The sequence below is a fragment of the Reichenbachiella sp. genome (assembly GCF_039969095.1).
GTDB lineage: Bacteria > Bacteroidota > Bacteroidia > Cytophagales > Cyclobacteriaceae > Reichenbachiella.
The window spans coordinates 53,290-69,448 of the sequence record NZ_JBDVOL010000011.1 but is presented as its reverse complement, the minus strand read 5'-3'; the positions used below and the strand labels follow the sequence as shown (position 1 = coordinate 69,448).

The window sequence follows — 16,159 nt, the reverse complement described above, 5'->3', positions numbered from 1 at the left end:
CAGTTAATTACACTTTTCAGTTGTATGTACTTTGTTCGTGATTGAGACAGCAGGTGTTCAGAAACGATCATAAAAAAAGCCAATCGAGAATGCTCGATTGGCTTCTGTTTTAGTCTTTTATTGCGTTTATTTTCCTGCCTTGCTTAGATTGGCTTGAGCGAGTTCAAAACCAGGCGCAACATTTAATGCTTCCAGGAACAGTTCTTTTGCTTTTTGGATTTCTCCTTTTTCTTGTGCCAATAATCCCTTTATGTTAAGAATTGCAGCTCTCATCGGTACCTCTTGTTTCGTTTTATCCAATTTTGAAAAACTCATTTTCAACTCATCAATATCAGATCTTTTTAACAGAATATCCGCAGAAGTAGAAGATTCTGTGAATCTTTTCAATTCAAATTGCATAGATGCAATTTGATACAGTGTGCGACTATCATTGTTCTTGAGAAAAAGCTTTTCATAGTTTTCTAATGCCTGATCTTTGGCTCCGAGTTGATTGAAAGCAATGGCTCCTAATTCTAGTGCTACTTGATTGTCAGGATTAATCTTGAGATTTTCTCTCGTAACCAACGCGACAGAAGGCATCTGATTTAAGTCATAATACATATAGGCCAAGGAATCTAATACGGCTGTTTGATTGTTGCTATAAAAGAGTAGATTATATAGTGCCATTCGCGCCACTGGAGGGTCGTTGAATTGCATGGCTAGTTGATATATTGTGACGTTCTTTTGAACATCAATGTCAATAAAGTTTAGAGAATCTGCCGACTGAGCTACAGATTTATTGCTCGATAGGATTCCTCCCCAAACAACTAATAAAAATAATATCTTCTTCATAATCATATTTTGAAAGTGCGCAAGCTACGAGCTAAACCTTAATTTTCCAATCCTCTGGCTTTAGCAATTTCTTGCATAAAAATCTCTGCCTGCTCTTTATTGTTCTCTATTTTTCCCTCCAGAATGGCTTCTCTGATTTCACTTTTGATATCACCAACAATTCTTGAAGGCTCTAAATTATAACGTTTCATTATTTCCTCTCCCGAAATTGGAGGTTGAAAATTCCGCAATTTATCTCGCTCTTCGAGTTCTATCAGTTTCTTCTTTACAGTTTTGAAATTGGCCAAATATCGCTTCACTTTCGTTGGATTCTTGGTAGTAATGTCGGCATTGCACAAGGTCATCAAATCATCCACATCATTTCCTGCCTCAAATAAAAGCCGTCTGATTGCCGAATCTGTAATTTCATCTCTTACCAAAGCAATGGGTCTCAAATGGAGTTTGACCAATTTTTGAACGTATTTCATTTTATCGTTCATAGGTAGTTTCATTCTTTTGAAAATTCCAGGTACCATTCTGGCTCCTTTGTCCTCATGTCCATGGAACGTCCAACCTGCTTTTTTGTGAAATCTTTTAGTTGGTGGTTTGGCAATATCGTGTAGAATGGCTGCCCATCTCAAATACAAATAATTGGTGTTCTTTGAGATATTGTCCAATACTTGTAAGGTGTGATAGAAGTTGTCTTTGTGAGATTTCCCATCTCTAGTATCTACTCCATGTAGGGATACCATTTCAGGGAAAATATGGTGAAGCAAGCCGCTTTGAAAAAGTAGTTTGAACCCATAACTCGGGGTAGGAGATAAGATGATTTTGTTTAATTCATCAATGATTCTTTCTTTGGAAACTATATTGATACGCTCCGCCTGTTTGATGATTGAGTCAAAGGTGTCAGCTTCTATGTCAAATGAGAGTTGACTGGCAAATCGAATAGCTCTCATCATCCGAAGCGGATCATCTGAGAATGTAATTGATGGATCTAGAGGAGTCCTAATGATTTTTTTCTTCAGATCATTGATGCCATCGAATGGATCAATCAATTCTCCATAGTCTTCACTACTGAGTTTGATAGCCATAGCGTTGATGGTAAAATCGCGCCTGTTTTGATCGTCTTCTAATGAACCATCTTCAACGATTGGCTTGCGTGAGTCTCGCTGATAAGACTCTTTTCGAGCACCTACAAACTCTAATTCGTAAGTTTCATGCCTGACCATAGCTGTTCCAAAATTCTTAAAGACAGACAAATTGTTACTCTTTAGATCTTCGGCTACAAGTTTTGCCAATTGAATACCACTACCAACACAAACAAAATCTATATCTTTGGATGGTCTTTTGAGAATGATGTCTCGAACAAATCCGCCAATTACATAGGCATCAAGGTTGACTTTAGTGGCGCACTTGGCTACTGAGGAGAAAATTTCTTCTGGTAAAAGGTGTGATTTTAAATTCAATGCGTAAAGCTTTGCTTCAAAATTAATTTTAATTTCTTAATAATGAGATAATACGATTTGTCATTGTTGAATTAATTTCGAGCTTGTAAAGCAAAGCCAAAACAGAAACACATAATGATTAAATTCTTATTCTCTATTCTTCTAACCATTCCGACCTATTTTCTCTCCGCTCAAAACTCTGAAAAACCCAAGTTAGTAGTTGGGATTGTAGTAGATCAAATGAGATATGAATATCTATATCGATTTGAGAATCATTATGGAGATGATGGATTCAAAAGGGTGCTTTCAGATGGTTTTTCATTCAAAAACGCACATTATAACTATATCCCTACCTATACTGGTCCAGGTCATGCTTCAGTATATACTGGTACCACGCCACGTGTACATGGTATTATTGGCAATGATTGGTATGATAAATATGACAAAAAGTCGATGTACTGCGTAGAAGACAATGACGTTGAAGCAGTAGGAGGAAAAGGCAAGGTAGGTCGACGCTCCCCAAAGAATTTGAAGTCAACTAGTATCACAGATGAATTGAGGTTGTTCTATCAAAATCGATCAAAAGTAATTGGTATTGCATTGAAGGATAGAGGAGCAATTTTACCAGCTGGACATCAACCAAGTGGTGCCTATTGGTTTGATGATATATCAGGTAATTTTATCACAAGTACTTTCTATAAGAAATCTCTTCCTAAATGGTTGGTGAAATTTAACAAACAGAATTTGGCTAAAAAATATATGAGTATGGGGTGGGAGACGTACAAACCGATAGAGACTTATATAGAAAGTGCAAGAGACGACAGGCCTTATGAGGGAAAAGAGTTAGGCGGTATTCCACCAGTATTCCCGTATGACTTTAATAGTCTTGATTCATCAATCAATTTGAATGAAATGTTGAAAGTTACTCCTCATGGTAACACAATAACAACGGATATGGCTTTGGCTACAATTGTTGGGGAGCAACTTGGGGTAGATGAGGTTACTGATTTTTTAGCTATTAGTTATTCAAGCCCAGATTATGTAGGACATGCATTCGGTCCTTACTCAAAAGAGATTCAGGATACTTATATCAGATTGGATTTGGAATTAGCAAGACTTATGCAGACGTTGGACGAAAAGGTTGGAGAAGGTAATTGGACTCTATTCCTGACTGCAGATCATGCCGTAGCTGATATTCCAGCCTACTTAATGGAATTGGGACACAGTACGGATTATTTGAAGTCCGGAGAACAAAAAGACTTTATTTTACAAAAACTTGAAGATCGCTTCGGAACATCTGATTTAATAGAGAATGTGAGTAATCAACAAATCTTTCTGAATAAAAAATTGATTGAAGAAAAGAATTTAGACTTTAGAGAAGTTAAGTCTTTTATAATCTCAGAAATGAACCAAATGATAGGCATGAGTGCTGTTTTTGATGCTGCTTATGTTTCAAATTATGGAGGACATGATTTGGATGTCAAAATGATTGCAGCTGGTCTGAATGCACATATGTCTGGAGATATTATATACACGCATCAAGCCGGTTGGTTAGGGGAATGGCACTTGAAAAATGGAGGAACGACACATGGATCTGGCTATTCTTACGATACTCATGTCCCCATGATTTTTTATGGGTGGGGCATAAAAAAGGGGAGCACCGTGAATTATCACCCCATTACAGATATAGCACCAACGATTTCAACTTTACTCAATATCAAGATGCCATCTGGTTGCACTGGACAACCAGCTCCTGAGCTTTTAGATTAAATTCGGAAATGAAAATTTGCCATCATGCTAGTTATTTGACTCGAATGTTGGAAAATGATCAATTATTTGAAATTTTACTTTCACCTAAGATTTTAATTGCTTGCTTATCTGATGTGTTTTATATTAGTGACTTTTTCAACCCAGCATTTTGGTAATAACATCATATGAAACTATTCAGATTCATTTTCGCCCTAGGGCTCACTCTTACCTTCTTTTTTTATTTCAATTTTAACCAAGGAAAAATTCCTGCGTTGGGAAGTTTCTTAAGCCCATTTACAGGGTTCTGGCAAAATGGAGAAGCAGAAGGGCTCAATATTCCTCCAACATTGGAATCTGATCAGCTAAGTGCTCCAGTAATCATTAAATTCGATGATCAATTCATTCCTCATATTTTCGCAGAAAACAATTATGATCTGTATTTCGCTCAGGGCTATGTGACAGCTTATCATCGATTATGGCAAATGGAATTTCAAGTGCTAGCGGCTGCTGGTCGTACAGCTGAAGTTGTAGGAGAAAGTCAATTAAGGTTTGATAGAATTCAAAGAAGGAAGGGATTGGTTTATGGAGCTAAGAGGTCTTTGGAAGTAGCTCAAAAGGATCCCGAAATAATGCAAATGATCCAAGCCTATAGCGATGGGATTAACTTTTGGATCAATCAATTAGACTATGCAGATTATCCTATAGAATACAAATTACTGGATTACGCTCCAGAACAATGGTCGAATTTAAAGGTCATGTTATTATTGAAAAATATGGCTGACATGTTATCTCGTGGTGAAAATGATTTGGAGAATACAAACGCTTTGAAAGTCTTTGGATTAGAAGATTTTAATAAACTGTTTCCAGAATCTTTTGATGAGATTGATCCTGTAATTCCTGTTGGGACCCAATGGAATTTTGATGTTAAGACGATAGAACAACCGGATGTTGATTTCCCTCAAATATTTACCAAGGAGATTATAGAAAAGCCAGATCCAAGAAACGGCTCAAATAATTTCGTAGTATCAGCTGATCGAACGGCAAACGGGAAAGTATTATTGGCCAACGAGCCAGATTTGAGTTTAAATTTACCATCCATTTGGTATGTAGTTCAACTCAATGCGCCTGGTATAAATACAATGGGTGCATCGCTGCCAGGTGCACCAAACGTTGTGATCGGGTTCAATGATTCTATTGCCTGGGGATTGACGAATGCAAAGAGAGATGTTGTTGATTGGTACCATATTAAATTCAGAAATGAAAAAAGGGAAGAGTATCAATATGATGACAAATGGTTGAAGACCGAAAAAATTATAGAACGATTTGAAATCAGAGATGCGGAAAATTTCAGTGATACAATTGTTTACACCCACTATGGGCCAGTGGCGTATGATAGAAACTTCCTTGGGGATAGTAACAAAGTAAACCTTGCCATGAAGTGGACCGCTCATGAAGGCTCAAAAGACCTAAAAACTTTGTACGAAGTTAATAGAGCTGAGAATTACGATGCCTTTATAGAGGCATTCAAATATTATACAGGACCACCACAAAATTTTGCTTTTGCAAGTGCCCATGGAGATATCGCACTGACTATACAAGGAAAATTTCCGGCAAAGTGGCAGGGGCAAGGGAAGTTCTTATTAGATGGCAGGGATTCTCGAAATGAGTGGGCGGACATTATTCCTTATGATCAAAACGCCACTATAAAAAATCCTGAAAGAGGCTTTGTTAGTTCCGCTAATCAACATCCTGTCGATTCTACTTATCCATACTATGTTTATGACTATAATTATGAATTCTATCGAAACAGAAGAATCAATGATCGGTTGAATTTGTTGAATAGAGTTACAGTGAAGGACATGATCCGATTGCAAAATGATAATTATAATTACAGGGCTTCCGAAAGTTTACCATTGATGTTGGCTAGCTTGGATACAGCTAGTTTCACTGATGAAAAACGAAAAGCTTTCCATTTGCTCAAGCAATGGGATTATTTTGCCGAGGCTGAGTGGATAGCGCCTACAATCTATCAAGTTTGGTGGGATGAGCTGTACGATCTAATTTGGGATGAATTTGACAACCAACCATTAGCACTAAGTAAACCGCATGTCTTTAATACCATTCACTTAATGTCCAATGACTCTTTGAATAAGTATTTTGATATTCAATCTACTCCAATAAATGAAACCATCGTAGATCTAATCAACACTTCATTTGATTCGTCCTTGGAAAAGTTGGAAAATTGGAAAAGCAAAAATGAGTCAGAATATGTTTGGTATAAGTACAAAAACACTAGAATAAAACATTTACTTGGCTTGGATCCATTTTCTTTTGAGCAAGTGAAAATAGGAGGCTATAAAAATATAGTAAACGCGGCGAGTGGTCGACATGGCCCAAGTTGGCGCATGGTGGTGGAACTGGATCAAGCTGGGCCAAAAGCTTGGGGGGTATATCCAGGAAGTCAAACTGGTAACCCGGGTAATCCATCTTATGGAGATATGATAGAAAATTGGGCTGATGGAAACTATTCTCCGCTGCTTTTCTTGAATTCGTCATCAGAAAATTCTGAGAGAGTAATATTTACACAAACCATTCAAAAAGAGAACTAATGTTATTTTTATTCAGACTTATACTCATATCTGTAGTCACATACCTTTTAGCATTGGTAGCACCTTGGTGGTCAGCTATCTTGTGTGCGGCGGTAATTACATTTTTTCTACCAGGGAATAATTTTAATGCTTTTCTGAGTGGTTTTATGGGAGTGGGGTTGATTTGGATGGTTATGGCGTGGAAGGTAGATGTAGAAACCAACTCTATTATGTCTCAGAAAATGGTCGAACTCTTTCCAGTTGATGAAGTGAATATGCTAATCATTATTTCTGGTGTTATCGGAGGATTAGCTGGAGCACTCGGAGCCTTCAGTGGCAATAGCTTTCGCCAAATTTTCATTAAAAAGAAGGAAAAAAGCTTTTATGCATAAAGGTAAAGGTTACTATAGACCAGTAAGATGATGGACATGTTCATCTATTAAGTCTATTCTCTGGGTAATAACTTCTATATACTTCCCTGCTTCTTTTTCTAAGGATTGTGTTTCTTTGATGTATTTATTTCCACCTTTCTTTCCGTAGTTTTTCTCAACATCATTGAATTTGTTGCATTCTTTGTGAAGAAAGTCAAGGAAGTTTTTGGTGGTATACTTTTCTTCAACATGTTCAATGTCCGCTAAAGTTGCTTTAGCTTCTTGGTCACTATTTTCATCAAATTTTGCCTTTACGGTTTGATATAGCACTGTGTCATAGTGATGTATTTTGTTTAGCAACCTCACCATTTCTACTCTATAAGATCTATTTTGACAATACTCAGCTAGTCCGTCATATTTTCCTAACTTAACAGCCTCCCCATCCCATTTTGCTGTTAACTCATCTATGATGTTCGTTATGTTTTCTGATTCTTCTTGGGCTTTGAGAAGAGATTGAGTACTTAGTAATACAAGCGTAAGAATTAGTAGACGTTTCATAATTTTAAGTTAGTTCTGAGAATTAAACATAATCCGAATATGTAAGAAATCAAAAATGTACAATAAATAGCATGTCATAAATATGGTATACAATATGGCTAGAGGTCATTGATTTCTTTTTAGTTTTATTCATTATATTAGAATAATACAAGTTAATATATCAAAGTAAATATATCGGGAGTTTTAATCTTTCGTGTATCCAATTTATTCGTAGAAGTATTTGTTATATTGGTCGAATATTGATGAGATATTATCTATAATTTTTTTGATATGTCAGTAAAAAGATCATACTTGTATCGTCAATAGAAGTATGGCTAAATATTGGAAAATTGATATTCAGCTCATTTATAAATTGATTGAAGAGGTTGACTCAATATGAAAGAGTTAAGAAGCAAAATGAAGTTATGAGAATTTCGGCAGTCATCATTACATTGCTAGTCATGTCTTTCAGCATGCCATCAATAGCACAGCAAGCAAGCTACAATGAAGCTGTGTCACTTCTAGAAAAAACAAAATACAATCAAAAAAGAGGAAATTTAGAAGGAGCCATAGGCCACGCCAGATTAGGCTTGGATCAAGCCGAAACGCTGAATAATCAAGAATTAATTATTCAGTTCAAGGAAGTTATAGGAGAAATTTACCTTTCAAAAAATGATTACAAAAATGCTGTTTCATCTTTTTTAGCTATCATACTTGCTGCTGAACGCCAAGATGATCAAGAAAATTTGGGTAAAGGAAATTTGGCTTTGGCGAATACATTCTCCGATATGGGAGCTTATGAAAAAGCAAGCGACTATTACCAAAGAGCCATTGATAACTTTGAAGCCCTAGGAAAAAAACGAGAAAAAGCTAACGCCATTCAGGCACTGGGCTATAATTATAGTAATTCTAATCAGTTTAGTAAATCTATTTCAACCTTTGAGACACTTCTAAAGTTAGCCATTTCAGAAAGTTTATACTCCTATATTAGTTCTGCTCAAGAACAGCTTTTTCTTGATAATATAAAAGTTAATAATGCAGCTCAAGCTACCAAATATGGTTTGTCTTATTATGAAAGAATAAAGGACAAAGGCAATAGCGCCACACTATCCAATACCACTCGAAATTTGGCTCTTCAGTTTATTAAAACTGGCGATAACAAGAATGCATTAAAATTTGCAAATATATCTGTAAGTATAGATGGGCAAAATTCTATGTCGCTTGAAACATTAGCAAAAGCATATGCTGCAAATGACAACAATAGTAAAGCCATTGAAAGTTTCGAAAAAGCGCTTGAGTCAAATGAAAGAAAGCGAAACCCAGAAGGTATGGCTCGAAATTATAATCAGATGGCTGAACTGGCAATTGATCGAGGTGATTTAAGAGTGGCAAGTAATAATTTGGCTAAAGCGGAAAGCATCGGGATAGAGAGAAATACCAGAATTACATTGTTAGATACTTATAGGATGTTGGCCTTAGTCAATCAGGAGAAAGGAAATGAAGATCAGGAGGCTAAGTATAGATCCATGCATGAAGCTGTAAAACTTCAAATTGGAGATCCCGACAAAATTGAATATAAGCTTTCACGTGCAAAAGAGAATTTAGCGGAGAGTTATGAACAAGAAGCTAGAGCTAGAATATCAACCACAGAAAATCGAAAGCTTGCTCAAGAACGAGAAAAATTAAAAGCACAACAAAAGCTCCAAGATATTGAAATAATTGAGCAGCAGGCTAGACTACAAGCTCAGGAATTACAAAAGAAAAAATTAGAAGCCGAAAGAGCAAAACAAGATCTACTAATTACTGAAAAAACGAATGAGGCTAGTAGTAGAGAGGCTGAGTTGGAACGACTTCAATTGGATGCAGAATTGCAAAAACTCAGTGAGGAAGAGCGAGAAAAAAGACTAGAGTTAATTGAAAAAGAACGTGAAATTCTGAGACAACAAACTGAACTTCAAGCACAGAAAATTGAAAGTGACCGACAAGCACGGATGCTCTATTTTATGGCTATTGGAGCTACGATTTTAATTTTAGCCATTTTGATGGTGGCATTTTATAGAACTTATAATAACAGTAAAACGATCCGGGAACAAAATCAAAACCTAGCAGAACAACAAAAAACAATTCTGAACAGAAATATCCAACTAAAGAAAAGTTCAGAAGCCATGTTGGCTATGAACAATAAGTTGAAAAAAGCACACGTTAATTTGAAAGTGTTGTTGAAAAAAGAGCAGGCGACTAAAGAACAGTTGGAGAAAATAAATCTAGATTTAAAAAATACGCAAGTGCATTTAGTGCAAGCTGAAAAAATGTCTTCTCTAGGCCTTTTGACAGCTGGTATTGCACATGAAATTAATAACCCTATTAATTTTGTTTCTAGTGGAGTTCAATCATTGACCAAGAATTTTGGTGAAATAGAAAGTTTCCTTGAAAATTATCAAAAAGTTTTAGCGTTAGACGATTTAAATGAGATCAAAAAGTACGCGTCAGTTTTGCAGGAAGATGAAGATTTCCTTAAAGAAACTCAAGACTCAAGCAAAGAGCTGTTAGAAGACGTTCGCTACGGTATATTGAGAATTACTGAGATTGTGAATGGTCTGAGAAGCTTCTCAAGACATGATGAAGCGGAAGTGAAAGAAACTGATCTTAATGAAAGTTTTGATTCTGCACTTTTGATTCTTAAAAACAAGTACAAAAATAAAACAGAGATTGTTAAAGAAATGGATGAGACATTGCCTCAAATTCAATGCTTTCCAGGACAGCTTAATCAAGTCTTTGTTAATTTGATAAATAATGCCATTGACGCCATTGATGAGGGTGGAGAGATTAAAATTAAAACCACTAATTTGGATGATGAACAAGTGGAAATAAGGATTTCAGATAATGGTACTGGGATGCCTGAAGATGTAAAAGCCAAGATTTTTGATCCGTTCTTTACAACTAAAGAAATTGGGAAAGGTACAGGGCTGGGGTTATCGATCTCTCATGGTATTATTGAAAAACATAGAGGAAAAATTAGGGTAGAAAGTAAAATGGGTGTGGGAACCACTTTTATCATTAATCTCCCTAAAAAACTAGAATTAGACGATAAAATTTTAGAAGAAGAAAACTTGAAATTAGGTTAGTATGGAATTAGTATTACAACGTCCGCAACGTAAAGAAAGCGTAAAAAAATACAGCATACTGTATGTGGACGACGAGCCTGTAAATCTTAGGATTTTTCAGCATGCATTCAAAAGAGATTACAACGTTTTCACCGCGCTGAATGGCTTTGATGCTTTGGAAATTCTAAATGATAAAAAAGTTGACCTAATTATTACAGATCAACAAATGCCTCGAATGTCTGGTGTAGATTTATTGGCTAAAATAGTTCCTAAGCATCCTAGTATCGTGAGGATGATAATGACAGGTTTTAGTGATATTGGTGCGATTATAAGGGCAGTTAACGAATTCGGTCTTGATAAATATTTGGTAAAACCATGGGATAGAGATCAACTAAAAGTAGAATTCGATAAAGCACTAGAAAAGAAGCATCTTGAAAATAAATCAAAAGCAGGGAAAGAAGGTCTTGGTGCTGAAGATTTGGCTTTTTCCTTTCTTCCTGATGCAAGCGATCTAAAGAAAATATTTGTTGATGGTTTTGTGATTTATGATAAAAACAAAGCTAACAAACACGGTTATTGGTTTGGTAACATTGGAGATAAGGCCATCGCTGCTTTTTACAATGGAGCTAATTCCAAAATGAATGCCATCGCACTCAATTCCTATATTAACATGAGCTTAACGGAGATTATCTACAAGGATGGCCTCACTAAAAGTACAGAGATAATTAAACAATTAGCCAACAACATTAAAAACCGTTTTGGTGCACATGGAGATATAGGCTCCTTTGATATTGCCGTTGTATCTGTTGACAACAAATCCAATAGAGTGTCTTATGCCGGTGCAAATCAGGACATATATTGCGCACAAGGAGATGGAGAACTCAAATCTGTAAAAGGAGCAAGCGAGGCCATTGACCTAAATGATTTTGATGGAAATATCGAACAAAAAACCTTTGAAAAGGTATCAATCATCTATTTGGTTTCAAAAGATATGATTAATCAAATCGTTCCATCTGATGATCCTAAAGTGGAAGGCAAGAACTTCCTTCAATTATTAAAGGGTAACTCCACCAAGCCATTAAAAGATCAATCAACTAGTATTGACGAAAAATTGAGTGGCGACAACTCCAAATGTATGGTAGCTGTTAAGCTTTCATAGCTTTGAATTATACATCGATCTATCAATCTTAGATATTCATCTAAAGCTTTGGCTTTAAGGATGATTATTTGTTTATTTTCACGAATTCATTTTTCAAACCATAGGAAATCTACTTCCTTTAGTTGAATCGTGAATAGATGGAAATAATTTGACCGATGGCCTATCATTTTACTAAGCTTCTGATTGTGTTTTTATTTTGCTGTACTTATGTTCAAGCACAGCATGCCTATGAAGAAGTGGGTGAGTCCATGGAAGAATATATTAGAGAGAACCACTTAGAACAAGTTGAAAATATCGTTCACAAACTGGCTTATTCTAAGGAATTTTTGAACCAATTCTTAGAAAAAGAAAGACATCTTCATGCAGATGTAGAGGGACTAAAAAAAGGAGATATTAGTATAGGTGGAGATGTTGATATTTTTGTAAAACATTTCACCGAACACCAAAATTTCACAATGATTTTGGTTCCTATAAGTATCTATAGTCTAGCAGTTTATGATACCATATTGTTTTCAGTTTTGGAAGTAAGTAATGTATGGCTCGAAAGGGAATTTCCTTATGATGATTTCAAAAATGATTCTATTAAATCAAGTTTACTCTCAATTAAAAATCACGCCCTTCTCGCTGAACACATTTATGATCAGGCATTGAGTGAAACCAAGACTTCTATGGGAGAAGTTAAGCTTGAACTTGATGAGACCTTCATTTCTACAAATACAATTCATGAAAATGTAGGTGAAATGACTCGAAGGGAAAAAGATGATTTTCAAAGTCATTGGGGTCTATTGAAAAAGGCATTTACGCATAATATTGACCTAAATGTTGAAATGAACGTTTACGTATTTGGATTTGATGATTTAGAGGTCAAATGCAAAAATGTTCGTGGAACTTCCAGTTTTAAGGTGACACCAAATAATATTTTTAGACGTCATCATTTCGAGAAGGAATAATTCTAGGCTCAAGGAACTATTTGATTTGATTTTTGTTTCCATCGATATGAAAGTTTGTTTTTGTATAATTTCCATTTCTTTTCTATTTCAAGGGTGCGTTGGTACAGATACAATTGATGATCTAGTGCCTGAGAAAATTGAAATAACTAATCCACTCATGAGTCTTAAAGTAGGTGAATCTTATGATCTCATGTTCAGATATTTGAATAATGTAGGAATGCCCGAAGGTACTGAAGTTCGATGGGAGACAAGTGATCCAGCTGTTTTAGGAGTTGACAACGATGGTGCACTTATGGCATACCAAATGGGTCAATCAGAAATTGCAGTTGTATTAGTGAGTAATGATGAAGTAATGGACAAAATAATTGTCGAAGTTTCAAATGAAACTGTTGTACTTTCTTCAGGAGATAAGTCAGGCACTATAGCCAGTACAAGCAGCTACAAGTTAAGTGGAGATTTCCTGATCAATAATGCTGAAGGTGGAGTTGAAATATTGATTTCGAACAACTATGAAGCATCTGAAGCTTTACCAGGCTTGTATGTTTATCTTTCCAATAACCCAAGTACAGTGAGTGGAGCCCTTGAAATTGGAGAAGTGACAGTATTCTCTGGAGCACATGGTTATACAGTCACTGAAGAAAACCTAACAGTAGATACTTACGCTTATCTCCTGTACTTTTGTAAGCCATTCAATGTGAAAGTTGGACATGGCGAAATCCTAGACTGATCCTATATGAAATTTTTGAAAGTATTAATGACCATAGCCTTGGTTGGACTTTTTGTAAATCAATCAATTGCTGGTGGCGGATGGGTTCACTCCAAAGGTCGAGGTTATTTTAAGCTGAGCCAGTGGTGGGTAGTTGCAGATAAGCACTACACAGATACAGGAGAGACAGATCCAAACGTGACGATGGGCACTTTCAATACAAGTATTTACGGAGAGTACGGGATTACAGATCGTTTAAATGGTCAAATCTATTTTCCGTTCTTTAGTCGATCTTATCATAATGAAGTAGTTTCTGGTACTACTGGAGCTGTGAGCATAGCTGGTCGAGCAGTCAACTCCATTGGAGATACTAATATTGGTTTAAAATATGGGTTGATCGTTGGGAAACCAGTAGTACTTAGCGCTCACTTATGGCTAGGTCTTCCTTTGGGCAAAAGTGACTTTGATCCGAACGATGTCAATACAGTTCCTTTGCTTACCGGAGATGGTGAGTTCAATCAAATTATTGGTCTCACGGCAAGCACAGCTAAATCTTTCGGTAATATCAATGCTTTCACCAGTTTGGGTGTGGAATTTAATAATCGAACCAACGGATTTTCAGATGAGACTAGAGTCAACTTTGAACTTGGAGCGGTCATAAAGGAAAAACTCATATTGGTTTACAAATTGCGATGGCTTAATTCGTTGCAGAATGGAGATTCAACGGTTGAAAATGGCGCAAGTATATTTTCGAACAATGCGGAGTATGTAGGTTATACTTATGAGATAGCATATAATATCACGAATAAAATTGGGGCTACAGTTAATTATGGAGCTGTGTATTCTGCCAAATTGATTTTTGCAAATCCTTCTTACGAAGTTGGTGTTTATTTTAATTTATAATCATGGAAAAATCAGACCAAGAATGGAAGGAAATTCTTTCTGAAGAGGAGTACTTTATTCTAAGACAAAAAGGAACAGAACGACCATTTACCGGAAAGTTCAATGACCATAAAGATATCGGAATGTATATCTGTGCGGGATGCAAGCAAGCATTGTTTGAGTCAGATGCCAAGTTCGACTCAGGCTGTGGTTGGCCGAGTTTTGATCAATCTATTGGCAAAACTGCCGTCAAAGAGTCTTTCGACAAATCACATGGGATGATGCGTACGGAAATCACGTGCTCAAATTGTGGGGGTCATTTAGGACATGTATTCTATGATGGGCCAACAAAAACAGGCCAGCGATACTGTATCAACTCGGCGGCTTTGAATTTTACCAAAAAGTAGAAACCTACTAAGAATTCCGTCTTTCATTAATTATTTTCGCCACTCATTAGCAAGCTACTATGAAAGATGTCATTGTAATAGGAGGGGGAATTGTAGGACTGGCTACAGCCTGGCAAATCAAACAGCAATCTCCTAATCTTACCATAACCATACTAGAAAAGGAATCCGGTACTGCTCATCACCAGACAGGAAACAATAGTGGAGTCATTCACTCTGGACTTTATTATAAGCCTGGAAGTCTCAAAGCGACCAACTGTATCAAAGGTTATGATTTGATGCTAGATTTTTGTAGAAAGGAAGGCGTTGATTTTGATCTGTGTGGGAAAGTAGTAGTAGCTACTGACGATCATGAAATTCCATATTTGGAAACATTGTTTGCGCGAGGAGAACAGAATGGTTTGACCAATATGCAATGGCTAACTCCTGAGGAAATCAAAGAGCATGAACCATATGTCACTGGAGTCAAAGGCATCTATGTGCCCCAGACTGGAATTATTGATTACAAGGAAGTTTGTAAAAAGCTTGAAAGTAAACTGATCGAAGAAGGCGTGGCGATCTTCTACAACGAAAAAGCAAGAAAAATCAATCACCAAGGTGCTTCAAGCGAAGTGGTAACGGATAACGAAGCATACGAAGCCAAATTGATCGTAAACTGTGCAGGACTCTATTCCGACAAGGTTTCCAAAATGACACCACTAAAACCAGATTTGAAAATCGTTCCTTTTAGAGGTGAGTACTACCAGCTCAAAGAATCTAGCAAGCATTTAGTGAAGAATCTTATTTACCCAGTGCCAGATCCTAATTTTCCATTCCTAGGTGTTCATTTTACTCGGATGATGAATGGAGGTATTGAAGCAGGTCCCAATGCTGTCCTTGCTTTTGCTCGTGAAGGGTACAGTAAGTCTGATATCAATCTTAGTGAGTTATTTGAAACCCTTGCATGGCCAGGATTTCAAAAGGTGGCTATGAAATATTGGAAAACTGGATTTGGTGAAATGTACAGATCATTTTCAAAGGCTGCCTTCACTAAGGCTCTACAAAAATTAATTCCAGATATCAGAGAATCTGATTTGGAAACTGGGGGCGCAGGAGTTCGTGCTCAGGCCTGTGATCGATCCGGCGGACTCTTAGATGATTTTCATATTTTGGAAAACGATCATTTCGTGAATGTCTGTAACGCACCATCACCAGCAGCGACTTCCTCATTAGCAATCGGTGATGAGATAGCTAGCCGAGTGGTCAAAAGATTCTAATATTGTTAATAACTGTTGGGTTTGATTACCAAAACGTTAAATAATTAGCAATTGCATAATTTTTTTAATCAAAAATTATGAATTCATAAACTTATCCCAGAGACTTGCGTTGAAGAATTCAAAATTCAGACATTGAAAATTAAAAGTACCATAAACACAATTCAAAACGCGATGATGGCATGTTGTTGCTGTTGT

At 36.5% G+C, this 16,159-nt stretch carries 13 protein-coding genes; 10 read left to right on the top strand and 3 right to left on the bottom strand.

Features of this window, described 5'->3' with window-relative positions; translation table 11 throughout:
* Positions 1–126 precede the first annotated feature (126 nt).
* Both ABJH98_RS08865 and ABJH98_RS08860 read right to left on the bottom strand, forming a co-directional pair.
* Positions 127–831, bottom strand: coding sequence for a hypothetical protein (locus tag ABJH98_RS08865; RefSeq protein WP_348307305.1), 705 nt, complete (start codon positions 829–831; stop codon positions 127–129).
* A 38-nt stretch (positions 832–869) separates the two neighbouring features.
* Complete coding sequence (locus ABJH98_RS08860) at positions 870–2,279, bottom strand: HD domain-containing protein (protein ID WP_348307304.1); 1,410 nt, start codon at positions 2,277–2,279, stop codon at positions 870–872.
* A 114-nt stretch (positions 2,280–2,393) separates the two neighbouring features.
* Here ABJH98_RS08860 and pafA point away from each other — a divergent pair, with 114 nt between their 5' ends.
* The 3 genes from pafA to ABJH98_RS08845 all read left to right on the top strand — a co-directional run bounded on the left by pafA (position 2,394) and on the right by ABJH98_RS08845 (position 6,987).
* Complete coding sequence (gene pafA, locus ABJH98_RS08855) at positions 2,394–4,028, top strand: alkaline phosphatase PafA (protein ID WP_348307303.1); 1,635 nt, start codon at positions 2,394–2,396, stop codon at positions 4,026–4,028.
* 164 nt (positions 4,029–4,192) lie between these two features.
* Entirely contained in the window at positions 4,193–6,616 is a 2,424-nt protein-coding gene (locus ABJH98_RS08850; RefSeq protein ID WP_348307302.1) for a penicillin acylase family protein, read from the top strand.
* The gene (locus tag ABJH98_RS08845) at positions 6,616–6,987 is read left to right on the top strand and encodes a hypothetical protein (protein ID WP_348307301.1); all 372 of its coding nucleotides are present in this window, start codon (positions 6,616–6,618) and stop codon (positions 6,985–6,987) included. Before ABJH98_RS08850 ends, ABJH98_RS08845 begins: the two co-directional genes overlap by 1 nt.
* 12 nt (positions 6,988–6,999) lie before the next feature.
* On the opposite strand, the gene ABJH98_RS08840 is transcribed toward ABJH98_RS08845, so the two are convergent.
* Complete coding sequence (locus tag ABJH98_RS08840) at positions 7,000–7,524, bottom strand: hypothetical protein (protein WP_348307300.1); 525 nt, start codon at positions 7,522–7,524, stop codon at positions 7,000–7,002.
* 365 nt (positions 7,525–7,889) lie between these two features.
* On the opposite strand from ABJH98_RS08840, the gene ABJH98_RS08835 reads away from it, so the two are divergent.
* The 7 genes from ABJH98_RS08835 (at position 7,890) to lhgO (ending at position 15,964) form a co-directional block, all read left to right on the top strand.
* Positions 7,890–10,628 carry an ATP-binding protein gene (locus tag ABJH98_RS08835; protein WP_348307299.1) on the top strand — a complete coding sequence of 913 codons (2,739 nt, stop codon included), beginning with the start codon at positions 7,890–7,892 and terminating at the stop codon, positions 10,626–10,628.
* Position 10,629: 1 nt separating this feature from the next.
* The gene (locus ABJH98_RS08830) at positions 10,630–11,766 is read left to right on the top strand and encodes a response regulator (protein ID WP_348307298.1); all 1,137 of its coding nucleotides are present in this window, start codon (positions 10,630–10,632) and stop codon (positions 11,764–11,766) included.
* 155 nt (positions 11,767–11,921) lie between these two features.
* Positions 11,922–12,716, top strand: a complete 795-nt coding sequence (locus tag ABJH98_RS08825) for a hypothetical protein (protein ID WP_348307297.1) — start codon at positions 11,922–11,924, stop codon at positions 12,714–12,716.
* 157 nt (positions 12,717–12,873) lie between these two features.
* A complete protein-coding gene (locus ABJH98_RS08820; RefSeq protein WP_348307296.1) occupies positions 12,874–13,443 on the top strand; it encodes a hypothetical protein in 570 nt (189 codons plus the stop codon).
* 6 nt (positions 13,444–13,449) lie between these two features.
* Positions 13,450–14,325: a hypothetical protein gene (locus ABJH98_RS08815; RefSeq protein ID WP_348307295.1), complete on the top strand. Its 876-nt coding sequence runs from the start codon at positions 13,450–13,452 to the stop codon at positions 14,323–14,325.
* A 2-nt stretch (positions 14,326–14,327) separates the two neighbouring features.
* The gene (gene msrB, locus ABJH98_RS08810) at positions 14,328–14,711 is read left to right on the top strand and encodes a peptide-methionine (R)-S-oxide reductase MsrB (protein WP_348307294.1); all 384 of its coding nucleotides are present in this window, start codon (positions 14,328–14,330) and stop codon (positions 14,709–14,711) included.
* A 59-nt stretch (positions 14,712–14,770) separates the two neighbouring features.
* Complete coding sequence (gene lhgO, locus ABJH98_RS08805) at positions 14,771–15,964, top strand: L-2-hydroxyglutarate oxidase (RefSeq protein WP_348307293.1); 1,194 nt, start codon at positions 14,771–14,773, stop codon at positions 15,962–15,964.
* The last annotated feature ends 195 nt before the right edge of the window (positions 15,965–16,159 follow it).